The 13,410-nt window shown below is 58.4% G+C and carries 11 protein-coding genes; 4 read left to right on the top strand and 7 right to left on the bottom strand.

Annotation, left to right across the window (positions count from 1 at the left end):
• The first annotated feature begins 24 nt into the window (after positions 1-24).
• Together rnr and rlmB are read left to right on the top strand one after the other, a co-directional pair.
• A complete protein-coding gene (gene rnr / locus FY206_RS02635) occupies positions 25-2,469 on the top strand; it encodes a ribonuclease R (protein ID WP_032643809.1) in 2,445 nt (814 codons plus the stop codon).
• A gap of 65 nt (positions 2,470-2,534) precedes the next feature.
• Positions 2,535-3,269, top strand: a complete 735-nt coding sequence (rlmB, locus tag FY206_RS02640) for a 23S rRNA (guanosine(2251)-2'-O)-methyltransferase RlmB (protein ID WP_032643810.1) — start codon at positions 2,535-2,537, stop codon at positions 3,267-3,269.
• Positions 3,270-3,376: 107 nt separating this feature from the next.
• On the opposite strand, the gene FY206_RS02645 is transcribed toward rlmB, so the two are convergent.
• Positions 3,377-4,519 carry an IS481 family transposase gene (locus FY206_RS02645; RefSeq protein ID WP_423751906.1) on the bottom strand — a complete coding sequence of 381 codons (1,143 nt, stop codon included), beginning with the start codon at positions 4,517-4,519 and terminating at the stop codon, positions 3,377-3,379.
• Between the two features lie 130 nt (positions 4,520-4,649).
• Positions 4,650-5,924 (bottom strand): MFS transporter, encoded by a 1,275-nt coding sequence (locus FY206_RS02650; RefSeq protein ID WP_032643812.1) that lies wholly within the window; start codon positions 5,922-5,924, stop codon positions 4,650-4,652.
• 193 nt (positions 5,925-6,117) lie between these two features.
• Here FY206_RS02650 and FY206_RS02655 point away from each other — a divergent pair, with 193 nt between their 5' ends.
• Complete coding sequence (locus FY206_RS02655; RefSeq protein WP_032643813.1) at positions 6,118-7,740, top strand: isovaleryl-CoA dehydrogenase; 1,623 nt, start codon at positions 6,118-6,120, stop codon at positions 7,738-7,740.
• Here the strand turns inward: FY206_RS02655 and FY206_RS02660 are convergent.
• The 3 genes from FY206_RS02660 to bsmA all read right to left on the bottom strand — a co-directional run bounded on the left by FY206_RS02660 (position 7,737) and on the right by bsmA (position 10,594).
• Entirely contained in the window at positions 7,737-9,668 is a 1,932-nt protein-coding gene (locus tag FY206_RS02660; protein WP_032643814.1) for a methyl-accepting chemotaxis protein, read from the bottom strand. The two genes, FY206_RS02655 and FY206_RS02660, sit on opposite strands and share 4 nt — an antisense overlap.
• 172 nt (positions 9,669-9,840) lie before the next feature.
• Positions 9,841-10,128, bottom strand: a complete 288-nt coding sequence (gene yjfN, locus FY206_RS02665) for a DUF1471 family protease activator YjfN (protein ID WP_032643815.1) — start codon at positions 10,126-10,128, stop codon at positions 9,841-9,843.
• Between the two features lie 136 nt (positions 10,129-10,264).
• Positions 10,265-10,594 (bottom strand): biofilm peroxide resistance protein BsmA, encoded by a 330-nt coding sequence (gene bsmA / locus FY206_RS02670; protein WP_025758271.1) that lies wholly within the window; start codon positions 10,592-10,594, stop codon positions 10,265-10,267.
• 137 nt (positions 10,595-10,731) lie between these two features.
• Between bsmA and yjfP the strand changes: the two genes are divergently transcribed.
• The gene (gene yjfP / locus FY206_RS02675; protein WP_032643817.1) at positions 10,732-11,454 is read left to right on the top strand and encodes an esterase; all 723 of its coding nucleotides are present in this window, start codon (positions 10,732-10,734) and stop codon (positions 11,452-11,454) included.
• On the opposite strand, the gene ulaR is transcribed toward yjfP, so the two are convergent.
• The gene (gene ulaR / locus FY206_RS02680; protein WP_032643819.1) at positions 11,451-12,206 is read right to left on the bottom strand and encodes an HTH-type transcriptional regulator UlaR; all 756 of its coding nucleotides are present in this window, start codon (positions 12,204-12,206) and stop codon (positions 11,451-11,453) included. The two genes, yjfP and ulaR, sit on opposite strands and share 4 nt — an antisense overlap.
• A 110-nt stretch (positions 12,207-12,316) precedes the next feature.
• Positions 12,317-13,381, bottom strand: coding sequence for an L-ascorbate 6-phosphate lactonase (gene ulaG, locus FY206_RS02685; protein WP_032643820.1), 1,065 nt, complete (start codon positions 13,379-13,381; stop codon positions 12,317-12,319).
• Positions 13,382-13,410: the final 29 nt, after the last annotated feature.

Here is a 13,410-nt window from a genome sequence, read left to right on the forward strand (position 1 = left end):
GGAGCTGACAACGGAGGAACCGACATGTCACATGATCCTTTCCAGGAACGCGAAGCCGAAAAATACGCGAATCCTATTCCCAGCCGCGAGTTCATCATTGAACACTTAACAAAACGCGAAAAACCCGCCAATCGTGAAGAACTTGCCGTAGAATTAAACATTGAAGGTGAAGAGCAAATTGAAGCCCTTCGCCGCCGCCTGCGCGCGATGGAGCGTGACGGGCAGCTGGTCTTTACCCGCCGCCAGTGCTACGCGCTGCCAGAACGCCTCGATCTGCTGAAAGGGACCGTCATTGGTCACCGCGATGGCTTCGGCTTCCTGCGCGTGGAAGGCCGTAAAGACGATCTCTACCTCTCATCTGAACAGATGAAAATGTGCATCCACGGCGACCAGATCCTGGCGCAGCCGCTGGGCGCTGACCGTAAAGGCCGCCGCGAAGCGCGCGTGGTCCGCGTGCTGGTGCCAAAAACCAGCCAGATTGTTGGCCGCTATTTTACCGACGCGGGCGTGGGCTTTGTGGTGCCGGACGACAGCCGTCTGAGCTTCGACATCCTGATTCCGCCTGAAGAGGTAATGGGCGCGCGCATGGGTTTTGTGGTGGTGGTGGAACTCACCCAGCGCCCAACCCGCCGCACCAAAGCGGTCGGTAAAATCGTGGAAGTCTTAGGCGATAACATGGGCACCGGCATGGCCGTTGATATGGCGCTGCGCACCCACGAGATTCCGTACATCTGGCCGAAAGCGGTTGAAGAGCAGATCGAAAGCCTGCGCGAAGAAGTGCCGGAAGAGTCTAAAGCGGGCCGCGTGGATCTGCGCTCCCTGCCGCTGGTCACGATCGACGGTGAAGATGCTCGCGACTTCGATGACGCCGTTTACTGCGAGAAAAAACGCGGTGGCGGCTGGCGTCTGTGGGTAGCGATTGCAGACGTCAGCTACTATGTTCGTCCGCACACTCCGCTGGATAACGAAGCCCGCAGCCGCGGTACCTCGGTCTACTTCCCGTCGCAGGTTGTGCCGATGCTGCCGGAAGTGCTGTCTAACGGCCTGTGCTCCCTGAACCCGCAGGTTGACCGCCTCTGTATGGTTTGCGAGATGACCATCTCCAACAAAGGGCGCTTAACCGGATACAAATTCTACGAAGCGGTGATGAGCTCGCACGCGCGTCTGACCTACACCAAGGTCTGGCATATGCTGCAGGGCGACCAGGATCTGCGCGAACAGTACGCGCCGCTGGTCAAACACATCGAAGAACTGCATAACCTCTACAAAACGCTGGATCAGGCGCGCGAAGAGCGCGGCGGGATCTCGTTTGAGAGCGAAGAAGCGAAATTCATTTTCAACGCAGAACGCCGCATCGAGCGTATCGAGCAGACCCAGCGTAACGATGCGCACAAGCTGATCGAAGAGTGTATGATCCTGGCGAACATCTCGGCGGCACGTTTCGTTGAGAAAGCCAAAGAGCCTGCGCTGTTCCGTATTCACGATAAACCGTCGACGGAAGCCATCACCGCGTTCCGCTCCGTGCTGGCTGAACTGGGTCTGGAACTGCCTGGCGGCAACAAGCCGGAGCCGCGCGATTACGCCGAGCTGCTGGAGTCCATTAGCGACCGTCCTGACGCAGAAATGCTGCAGACGATGCTGCTGCGCTCTATGAAGCAGGCGATTTACGATCCGGAAAACCGGGGACACTTCGGCCTCGCGCTGCAGTCTTACGCCCACTTTACGTCGCCGATTCGTCGTTATCCTGACCTCTCTCTGCACCGTGCGATCAAGTATCTGCTGGCGCAGGAGCAGGGCCATAAAGGAAACACGACTGAAACCGGTGGCTACCACTATTCGATGGAAGAGATGCTGCAGCTGGGTCAGCACTGTTCCATGACCGAACGCCGTGCCGATGAAGCCACGCGCGACGTGGCGGACTGGCTGAAGTGTGACTTTATGCTCGACCAGGTGGGTAACGTCTTCAAAGGCGTGATTGCCAGCGTGACCGGCTTTGGCTTCTTCGTGCGTCTGGACGAACTGTTCATCGACGGTCTGGTGCACGTCTCCAGCCTGGATAACGATTATTACCGCTTCGATCAGGTTGGCCAGCGCCTGATTGGCGAATCGGGCGGCCAGACCTATCGTCTGGGCGACCGTGTCGAAGTGAAGGTCGAAGCCGTGAATATGGACGACCGTAAAATCGACTTCAGCCTGATCTCCAGCGAGCGTGCGCCGCGCAACGTCGGTAAAACCGAGCGTGAACGGGCGAAAAAAGGCGGAAACGGTAAGCCGGGCGGCGGTAAACGTCGTCAGGCTGGCAAGAAGGTGAACTTCGAGCCGGACAGCGCGTTCCGCGGCGAGAAGAAACAGAAGCCGAAGGCGGCGAAGAAAGAAGCCCGTTCAGCGAAGAAACCTTCCGCGAAGACGCAGAAAATAGCGGCCGCCACCAAAGCGAAGCGCGCAGCGAAGAAAAAGCAGGCGGAGTAATTTTCCCCTCACCCGGACCCTCTCCCCAGTGGGGAGAGGGGTAATATTTATTACGAGAACCATCAATGAGTGAAATGATTTACGGCATCCACGCGGTGCAGGCCCTTCTTGAGCGCGCACCGGAGCGTTTTCAGGAAGTCTTTATTCTGAAAGGGCGTGAAGATAAGCGTCTGATGCCGCTGATCCACGCGCTGGAAGCGCAGGGCGTGGTGATCCAGCTGGCAAACCGCCAGTTCCTGGATGAGAAAAGCGACGGTGCGGTGCACCAGGGCATTATTGCCCGCGTGAAGCCGGGGCGTCAGTATCAGGAAAACGATCTGCCGGATCTGATCGCTGAACTGGAGAATCCGTTCTTCCTGATCCTCGACGGCGTTACCGATCCGCACAACCTCGGCGCGTGCCTGCGCAGCGCCGATGCGGCGGGCGTGCACGCGGTGATCGTGCCGAAAGATCGCTCTGCGCAGCTCAACGCTACGGCGAAAAAAGTGGCCTGCGGCGCGGCGGAAAACGTACCGCTGATCCGCGTGACCAACCTGGCGCGCACCATGCGTCTGCTGCAGGAAGAGAACATCTGGATCGTCGGCACCGCCGGTGAAGCGGATCATACCCTGTACCAGAGCAAAATGACCGGCCGTCTGGCGCTGGTGATGGGTGCGGAAGGTGAAGGCATGCGCCGTCTGACGCGCGAGCACTGCGACGAGCTGATCAGCATCCCGATGGCGGGCAGCGTGTCGTCCCTGAACGTGTCTGTTGCAACGGGCATCTGCCTGTTTGAAGCGGTGCGCCAGCGGGGAGAATAAACAGCAAGGCCGTCCACAGGACGGCCTTTAGTGTTTTCTCCCTCTCCCCGTGGGTGTACGGTCCGGGGACATGGTAGACAGGTGTTCGGGGACATGGTGAACACTTTTTAACATCCTTTACCCATGGTGATCGACTTTTTCTTCAGGTCGATCACCCCCACTTTCGTGCTGTACCACCACACTTCATAGCAGCCATCCTCCTGCGTCTCCTTCAGCCCCACCCGTTCTCCCCTGAACGCCTTTCCTGCATTCAGACTGGCTCCCTGTAAGCTCAGCTTCCCGCTGATATCCACTTTCCTGACCAGCACACCTTCATCGTATTCCGGGGGCGTCACGCTGCCGCTGTACTGCCGCGCAGACGGCTGATAGCGTGAGGCCGGGACCGCCATATCCAGCGCCTCGTGCGGGCGTTCAAGGTTATAGACCGTCCGCCAGTGGTCAAAGGCACGCTGCAGCTCGCCGCTGTCCGCGAACCATTTCCCCTGCAGCACTTCCGCCTTCAGGCTGCGGTGAAAACGCTCCAGCTTGCCCTGCGTCTGCGGATGATATGGCCGGGAGTGACCCACCTTAATACCCAGACGCATCAGCCACAGCTCCAGCGCCGTCCAGATGCCGGTTGTGTCGCCCCACGGTGAGCCGTTATCCATCGTCATCCGGTCCGGCAGGCCGTAGCGTTCAAAGACGCTGACCAGCTGTTGCTGCACGGTCTCACGCCGTTCATCGGTACAGTGTGTGAGGCACAGGGAAAAACGGGAGTGGTCGTCGAGCAGGGTGAGCGGATGGCAGCGGCCGCCGCCAAAGGGGAAGTGCCCCTTAAAATCCATCTGCCAGAGCCGGTTCGGGGCGTCATGTTCGAACCGTCCGGTGGCCGGAATACCCGGAGCCGTGCCGGGCAGCAGGCCGTGACGGGCCATCAGGTTATGGACAGTGCTGAAGGCAGGCATACGGTGTCCCTGGTCTTCCAGCCAGCGCTTAATCTTGCGGGCGCCCCAGCGTTCATGACGGTCATGGGCCATGCGCAGCAGGGCGGTGACGTCGTCAGACGAGCGGTTGGGGGAATGATGCGGCGTGCGGGGGCGGTCCTGCAGGCCGGGTTCGCCCTCGACAGCCCAGCGCTGAAGCCACTTGTAGCCGGTAGCAGGTGAAATGCCGTAGCGGCGGCAGAGGGAACGGATGTTCGCCCCGTCCTGCGAGGCGAACAAAACAAACTCGGTACGTAATGACATGGTATCTCTCGCATCCCACGGCATAAGCGACTCCATAAACGGGTTCTTATGCCTTAGTTGTAAGTGTCTACCATGTCCCCGAACAAGTGTTCACTATGTCCCCGGACTGTACAGTGGGAGAGGGCCGGGGTGAGGGCACCAGACGGTGATAACCTCACTCCTCCAGCGACCGCAAATGGTCATCTTTCCTCAGCGTCATCAGCGCGAAAATACTCACCACTGCCGTCGCCATCACGTAATATGCCGGAATATCCAGGTTACCCGTCTGCTTAATCAGCCCGGTAATGATTAACCCCGCACAGCCCGAAAAAATCGCGTTCGACAACGAGTAGGCCAACCCCAGCCCGGTATAGCGCACGCGCGTCGGGAACATCTCAGAGAGCATCGCCGGGCCCGGCCCCGCCAGCATTCCCACCAGGCCACCCGCAATGAGCACCACTATCGCCTTGACCGCCAGCGTGCTCGACTCCGCCTGCAAAATTTTCAGCAGCGGCAGGGCGAGGATCAACAGCAGCGCGGTGGCGATAATCATCACCGTGCGACGCCCGATCCGGTCGCTCAGGAGCCCCGAAGGAATGATGGTGAGTGCAAAACCAATATTCGAAATCACCGCAATCAGCAGGGCCTGGTTAAACCCGGTGTGCAGCGCCGACTGCAGATAGGTTGGCATAATCACCAGGTAGGTGTACCCCGCCGCAGACCAGACCATCACGCGCCCAATCCCCATCACGATGGCCCGGAGCGTGGCGGCCGTATCCGCCTGTGCGACAGCCGGTTTATCCTGCTGCTGCACAAAGCTGGGCGTCTCTTCCATACTCACGCGCAACCACAGCGCAACGACGCCCATGGGCAGCGCCAGGAAGAAAGGAATGCGCCAGCCCCAGTCGTGCAGGGCCTCAGGCGTGAGAAGGGCGGAGAGCAGCGCCACGATGCCCGCCCCCGCTAGCAGCCCCAGCGCCACGGTGAAGGATTGCCACGCACCATAAAGCCCGCGTTTGCCGCGCGGGGCGAACTCCGTCATCAGCGAGACCGCGCCGCCGTATTCGCCGCCCGCAAACAGCCCCTGCAGGATGCGCAGCAGCGTAATAATGAGCGGTGCGGCAATCCCGATGCTGGCGTAGACCGGCACCATGCCGATGGCGGCCGTCGCGAGCGTCATCAGCACCAGCACAATGATTAGCGTCGGCTTACGGCCTATCCGGTCGCCGATGCGGCCAAACACCACCGCACCCAGCGGGCGGAAGAAGAACGCGATGGCGAAGGAGGCGTAGGTGAGGATCAGGCTGGTGAGCCCCGCTTCCCCTTCAAGCTGGAAGAAGTTCTTCGCAATCACGGTTGCCAGAAAACCGTAGACCGCAAACTCATACCACTCGATAAAGTTACCAATGGAGCCTGCAATTAATGCTCGCTTGTGCGCTTCCGGTTGCATAACGATCCTCACTGACAGGGGTAAGAATAAATTATTCAACAAAAGCGAAGTCATGAAATAGTTTATTCTTATGTTCTGTGAGCTATTTCACGAATGATATCAGCGGGATCGTGAACGTGTGACTCCCCTCCCATGCAGCGCGCGCGCGGTCTGTCCATACTTACCGTCATTGCCACTGAAGGAGGGAGACAGCATGCACTGGCAGACCCATACCGTTTTTAATCAACCCGCGCCGCTTTCCAACAGCAACCTTTTCCTCTCTGACTGCGCCCTGCGTGACGCGGTTTCCCGCGAGGGTGCCGAGTGGGATGTTGATCTGCTCGCCAGCATCGGGCAGCAGTTAGGTACCGCGGAGTCGCTGGAGCTGGGCAGGCTGGCGAACGTCAATCCGCCGGAGCTGCTGCGCTATGATGCCACCGGGGAGCGGCTCGATGACGTCCGCTTTCACCCGGCATGGCACCTGCTGATGCAGGGGCTGTGTGCTAACCGCGTGCATAACCTGGCGTGGGAAGAGGAGGCGCGTAAAGGGGCGTTTGTCGCGCGGGCCGCACGCTTTGTGCTTCATGCTCAGGTAGAGGCGGGAACGCTTTGCCCGGTCACCATGACGTTTGCCGCAACGCCGCTGCTGCTGCAGGCGCTCCCCAAACCCTTTCACAACTGGCTGACGCCGCTGCTCAGCGATCGCTACGATCCCCATCTGTCCCCCGGTGCGCAAAAGCGCGGCCTGCTGATCGGCATGGGGATGACGGAAAAGCAGGGCGGCTCGGACGTGCTGAGCAACACCACCAGAGCGGAAAAATGTAGCGACGGCAGCTACCGGCTGGTGGGGCATAAATGGTTTTTTTCCGTCCCGCAAAGCGATGCGCACCTGGTGCTGGCCCAGGCTAAGGGCGGGCTGTCCTGCTTTTTTGTGCCGCGCTTTTTGCCTGACGGGCAGCGTAACGCCGTCCGGCTGGAGCGCCTGAAGGACAAGCTCGGGAACCGCTCCAACGCCAGCAGCGAGGTGGAGTTTCTTGATGCCGCCGGCTGGCTGCTGGGGGAAGAAGGCGAAGGGGTACGGCAGATCCTCAAAATGGGCGGACTGACGCGCTTTGACTGCGCGCTGGGCAGCCACGGGCTGATGCGGCGGGCGCTGTCCGTGGCGCTGTACCATGCCCATCAGCGACAAACCTTCGGCAAAAATCTCATCGATCAGCCGCTCATGCGCGAGATGCTAAGCCGGATGGCGCTGGCGCTGGAGGGGCAAACGGCGCTGCTGTTCCGCCTGGCCCGGGCGTGGGATAAGCGTGCGGATCCGCATGAGGCCGCGTGGGCGCGGCTGTTTACTCCGGTCGCGAAATTTAGCGTGTGCAAAGCGGGCATTCCGTTTGTGGCAGAAGCGATGGAGGTGCTCGGGGGCGCAGGGTATTGCGAGGAGAGTGAACTTCCTCGCCTGTATCGCGAGATGCCGGTGAACAGTATCTGGGAGGGATCCGGCAACATCATGTGCCTGGACGTGCTGCGCGTGCTGGCGAAGCAGCAAGGCATTCACGACCTGCTTGCCGATGAGTTTGCGCAGGTGAAAGGGCAGGACAGACACTTCGACCGCAGCTGGCGACAGCTTCAGCAAAAATTGCGTAAGCCGCAGGAGGCGCAGGGGCGGGAGATCGCGCAGCAGCTTTTCTTGCTCGGTACCGGAAGCCAGATGCTGCGGCACGCATCGCCTCCGGTGGCGCAGGCGTGGTGCCGCATGATGCTGGACACCCGAGGCGGGACGCTGATGAGCGCGCAGGTGCAAAACGACCTGCTGCTGCGCGCCACGGGCAGAGTCGGCTAGCCTTTCAGCTGGAACAGGCTTACCAGCTGAGTCAGGTGTGAGCCCTTCTCGCGCAGCGTTTGAGCGGTTTGTTCGCTGCGCGAGATGCGATCGGCATTGATATGCGACGCTTCGCCAATATGGGTCATGGCGAGATTCACCTGGCCGATCCCGGCCGACTGCTCGCGTGAGGCATGGTTAATCTCGGTGACCAGCTGGCTGATGTTATCGATATGAATGATGATGTCATCCATCGCCAGGCGCGTCTGTTCAGACAGCGCATGACCTTCACTCACTTTTCTGAGCGTATCGCCAATCAGCTGTTCAATCTCCTTCACCGCATTCGCGCTGCGTCCCGCCAGGGCGCGAACTTCCTGCGCCACGACCGCAAACCCTTTTCCGTGCTCGCCCGCGCGGGCCGCTTCCACTGCCGCATTCAGCGCCAGAATATTGGTCTGGAACGCGATGGACTCGATCACGCGCGTGATGTCTTCGATGCGTTTTGACGCTTCGCGAATGTCGTCCATGGTCGACACCGCGTGGGTGACCGTCTCACCGCCCTGATGAACCGCGAGCGAGGTTTCACCCACCAGCTGCTGGGTTTGCTCCATATTGGCGGCATTTTGCTGCACGGTGGCAGCCAGCTGCTCCATGCTGGCGGACGTCTCTTCCACGCTGCTGGCCTGCTTGTTGATCTGTTCTGAAATCTCGCCGGTGTCGGCGGCCAGCGCGTTGGTGCCCAAATGGATCTCGCCCGCGGCCTCGCGGACCTGCAGGACAATTTGCTGCAGGCCGCCGCCGATGCCGTTAATGGCGTCGATCAGCTGGCCAACTTCGTCCTGGCGCGTTACCGGCAGGCTGGAGCGAAGATCCCCTGCGGCATATTGCCGGGCAAGGTGGATCACGCTGCGCAGCGGCCGGGTCAGCACGCGGCGAATAAGAATCACGAACAGGCCAGCAAACAGGATAGATAAGACCACGCCGGCCAGCAGGAAACGATCGCGCATGGCGGTAACGCTTGAGAGCAGCACTGACTTGTCCACTTCGCCGACGATAGTCCAGTTCCAGCCCGGCAGCGGCGTATAGGCCATTTTCAGCGTGCGCCCGTCGTCGCTTACGCGTTCCAGGGTGCCGGGTTTGTCGCCCAGTAGCTGTTGCTGCGTCGCGCCGTCCCACTTCGGCAGTTTGCCCTCTTCGCTGGCATGGAACAGGTATTGCCCGCGCGTTTTGCCGCTGCTGCGATCCAGCACGAAGAAGTGGCCGCTCTCGCCCAGGCGGCGGTTGAGGATTTTCTCGCGCATGACGTTCCAGGAGTGGGTGATGTCCACCCCGACAAAGACGATCGCAATGACCTGTCCCTCGGCGTTTTTTACGGGCTGGTACTGGGTGATGTAGCGCTTGCCAAACAGCAGCGCCAGTCCACGGTAGACTTCACCTTTGCTGACGGCCGCAAAGGCCGGGCTGGCGGTATCCAGAACGGTACCCATGGCGCGGTCGCCGTTCTCTTTGCGCAGGGAGGTGGCAACGCGAATAAAGTCGTTACCGCTGCGAACAAACAGCGTGGAGATTGCTCCCGTACGATTCAGGAAGTCATCAGAAAAAGTCGTGTTTTCATGCAGTTCAGTGTCTCCGCCTTTCAGCAGCGGAACGGTGAGCCCGTTTATGGTCCGTGTCTGCTGCGTATCGACGCTAAACGGCTGGGGCAGAAATGTCGTAAACAGCCGGGTATAGCTTTCGACTTCCTCGCTCAGGCTGGTATTAAACATCTGCACCATATCAACCATGCCGGTGGACTGATTGTGCAGATCTTCGACCGCAAGGGCTTCAAGCTGCTGGCTGGCTTTTTGGCTGAGCAGGAAAGTGAACAGCAGAAACAGCGTGGCGACGCTGACGCCCGTCAGCAGCGATAGCTTTGTTCCAAGGCCCGCACGGCGGAAAAAATTGATCATAAATTGCTCATCATTGAAAAGGTATGGTTCTTCAACGGCAGAGCGGGGATTACGTTTACTGAATTAATGTAACAAAAAGTTATTTTATTGTTATTAATCAGTTTTTAATAAGATAAAAAATTTGCAAAAGCGAAAAGCCACTAAAAATAAGTGGCTTTTATCAGGAGGATTATTACACGTAGAGAATGGCCTGTACCCGCCAGTGGTCGATATGGTTATCTTCCTGCATCTGGATGATGCGATACCATGAAGCACCCTGCTCGTCGGCTTTTAATGCCACGAGGCGTTCAACGTCTTGCGGGCTCCCCGAGATATTATTCACGGAGATCTGGCCAATTTCATTCAGGCCAGTCACGCAGTCAGCACTGGCGAATTCAGCCGACTGCGCGGTGGTGGTCACCAGGCCTGCTGAGAGCAGCAGAGAGGTCAAAGCAAGAGTTCGTTTCATCGTCAGCTCCATTTCACATATCTCCGGTATCCGCCGGGCAATCCTTCGCGAATAAACTCCCTTCCATTGGCGCGGGCATGGAGTTTATTGTGGACAGGAAAATGTCTATGGACGCAAAGCAGTGTAAATCTCGTTCAAAGGAAAACCATTATTTACGGTACAAAATGGCCTGCGAATACCACTGTCCCGTGATGATGGTTTCGTCAATCATAATGATGACGTAATAATCTGCTTTGGCGGCGACGGCCTGTGCTTTTATTGCCTCTTCTGCGTCATCCGGGGAACCGCGAACCAGCGCGGAGACGGTGCCCATTCGTTGTAATCCTTCCGTCTGATTACGACGAATCTCCTGTGGATGATCGGCGACCGGTGGAGCGGGTTGCGGCGTTCCCTGCAGCGCGCTACAGCCACTGAGCAGAAACACCAGCAATAAAGCAGCAAACCTGCGCATAACCATATCTCGTTTCCTGATAGCCATAGTGTAGTTGTCTGTGAATTTAGTTTTGGGGGAATGTTCCCGAAGTGTTATCTGGGACGTATATTTCGAATGAAAATGACGTGAAAGCGTAACCCAGTTCTCAACATTATGAATCATACATTCGTACAGGGTCGACAATGATTGAAATTGAAATACGCCACCTCGGCGACCATGAAATTTTACACGCCATACCCGCGGGTAAACGCGATAAACCGCTGCCTGTTGTGGTTTTTTATCATGGGTTTACCTCATCGAAGCTGGTTTACAGTTATTTTGCGGTCGCGCTGGCGCAGGCGGGTTTTCGCGTGGTGATGCCCGATGCGCCGGACCACGGCGCACGCTTTATGGGTAATGAACAGGCGCGCCTTGGGCGGTTCTGGCAGATTCTGCACGGGAGCCTGACCGAGTTTGCCGGGCTGCGCGATGCGCTTTATGAGGCGGGGCTGGTGGCCGACAATCGTCTGGCGGTTGCCGGGGCATCGATGGGCGGTATGACGGCGCTGGGGATCATGACGCATCACCCTGAAGTGACGTCGGTCGCCTGTCTGATGGGCTCGGGCTACTTTACGTCGCTGGCGCAGACGCTTTTCCCGCCGCAGGATTTAACGGAAATCACCGCGATGCTGGCAGAGTGGGACGTGTCTCGGGCATTGCCGCGCGTGGCCGACCGCCCGCTGCTGCTGTGGCACGGTGACGCGGATGATGTGGTTCCGCCGGAGGGAACCTTTCGCCTGCAGCAGGCGCTAATGAATGAAGGCCTGGACGGTAATCTGACCTGTCTGTGGGAGCCGGGCGTTCGCCACCGCATCACGCCAACGGCGCTGGACGCCACGGTAGCGTTTTTCCGCCAGCACCTTTAAACGCGCAGGACCTTCACGCCCTGATCTTCCAGCTTCTGGAGGATCTCAGGGTTGGCCCCTTTGCCGGTGATCACCATGTCGATCTGTTCGGCACGGCTGAATAACATGCCTGCGCGCTCGCCCACTTTGCTGCTGTCGACCAGCACAACGAGCTTGCCCACGACGTTGAGCATGTTTTGCTCCGCCATTGCCGTCAGCATATCGGTTTTATACAGGCCGTCCGCCGTCAGGCCTTTGCCGCTGGTAAACATCCAGTGCCCGGCGTAGAGGCTGTTTTCGCTGTCCTGCGGGCTAAGAGTGATGGACTGGCTTTTGTTGTACTGACCGCCCATGATCACGACGCTTTCATGCTCCTGATCGATCAGATAGTTGGCCAGCGGCAGGTAGTTGGTGATGATCTGCACCGGCTTGCCGCACATTTCACGGCCCAGCAGAAAGGCGGTGGAGCCGCAGTTAATAACCACGCTCTCGCCGGGATTCACCAGCTGCGACGCGGCTCTGGCGATCCGCACTTTTTCATCATGATTCTGCGCCTGATGAATATTCATCGGCGTCCAGCGGGGGCGCTGCTGGCTAATCGCTTCCGCGCCGTTGCGGACCTTTTTCAGCTTGCCGCTTTCATCCAGCTTGTTGATGTCTCGCCGCGCGGTGGCGGGGGAGATCCCTAAACGTTCGATCGCTTTCTCGACGGTGATAAACCCGGTTTGCGCCAGGAGTTCGAGGAGAATTTGATGCCGTTGCGCTTCCGTCATGAGCTATTCCGATAAGAATTGATTTAAAAAGATGATATTTGAAATAGCGTGAAATTACTAAAAGAAATATGGCATCGCCAGACATCACGTCTGGCGATGTGGCTGCTCAATCAGAGGAAGGACTTGAACGGCAGGTCTGGCTCAATGGTGAAGCAATCGTCGAAACCACGTGGATAGTGATATTCCAGATTATCTTTGTCCAGTGGCCAGGTGAACTTGCCGCCGACCTGCCAGATGAACGGCTTGAAGCCGTACTTCAGGCGATCTTTTTTCATCTCCCACAGCACGCGGATCTCCTGAGGATCTGCCTGGAAGTTTGACCAGATGTCGTGGTGGAACGGAATCACGACCTTGGTGTTCAGCGCTTCCGCCATACGCAGCATATCGGCGCTGGTCATCTTGTCGGTAATGCCGCGCGGGTTCTCGCCATACGACCCGAGCGCCACGTCGATCTGGTGTTCGTTACCGTGCTTCGCATAGTAGTTCGAGTAGTGGGAGTCACCGCTGTGGTACAGGGAACCGCCAGGGGTTTTAAACAGGTAGTTCACCGCGCGCTCGTCCATGCCGTCCGGCAGCACGCCTGCGGCTTTCCGATCGGCCGGAAGCGTAATCAGCGCGGTACGGTCAAAGGCATCCAGCGCGTGGATTTCAATGTCTTTGATTTTCACCACGTCGCCAGGCTTCATCACGATGCAGCGCTCTTTTGGCACACCCCAGCCAATCCAGAGATCCACGCAGGTCTGCGGTCCGATAAACGGCACGTCGTCCGCACAGTTTTGCATCACCGCTGCCGCCACGTTCACGTCGATGTGATCGTTGTGATCGTGAGTGGAAAGCACAGCGTCGATCTGGCGAATGGCAAACGGATCGAGCACAAACGGCGTGGTACGCAGGTTCGGCTGCAGTTTTTCCACGCCCGCCATGCGCTGCATCTGATGGCCTTTTTTCATCAGCGGGTTGCCGTGGCTTTGCTTGCCGGTGCCGCACCAGAAATCGACGCAGATATTGGCACCGCCCTCAGATTTCAGCCAGATACCGGTACAGCCCAGCCACCACATTGCAAACGTGCCAGGAGCAACCTGTTCCTGCTCGATCTCTTCATTCAGCCAGCTGCCCCACTCCGGGAAGGTGCTCAGAATCCATGATTCACGGGTGATGGTGTTCACTTTACTCATCGTTTTGACTCCTGGTTTAATCAAAAATG

This window comes from Enterobacter chengduensis, from assembly GCF_001984825.2.
GTDB lineage: Bacteria > Pseudomonadota > Gammaproteobacteria > Enterobacterales > Enterobacteriaceae > Enterobacter > Enterobacter chengduensis.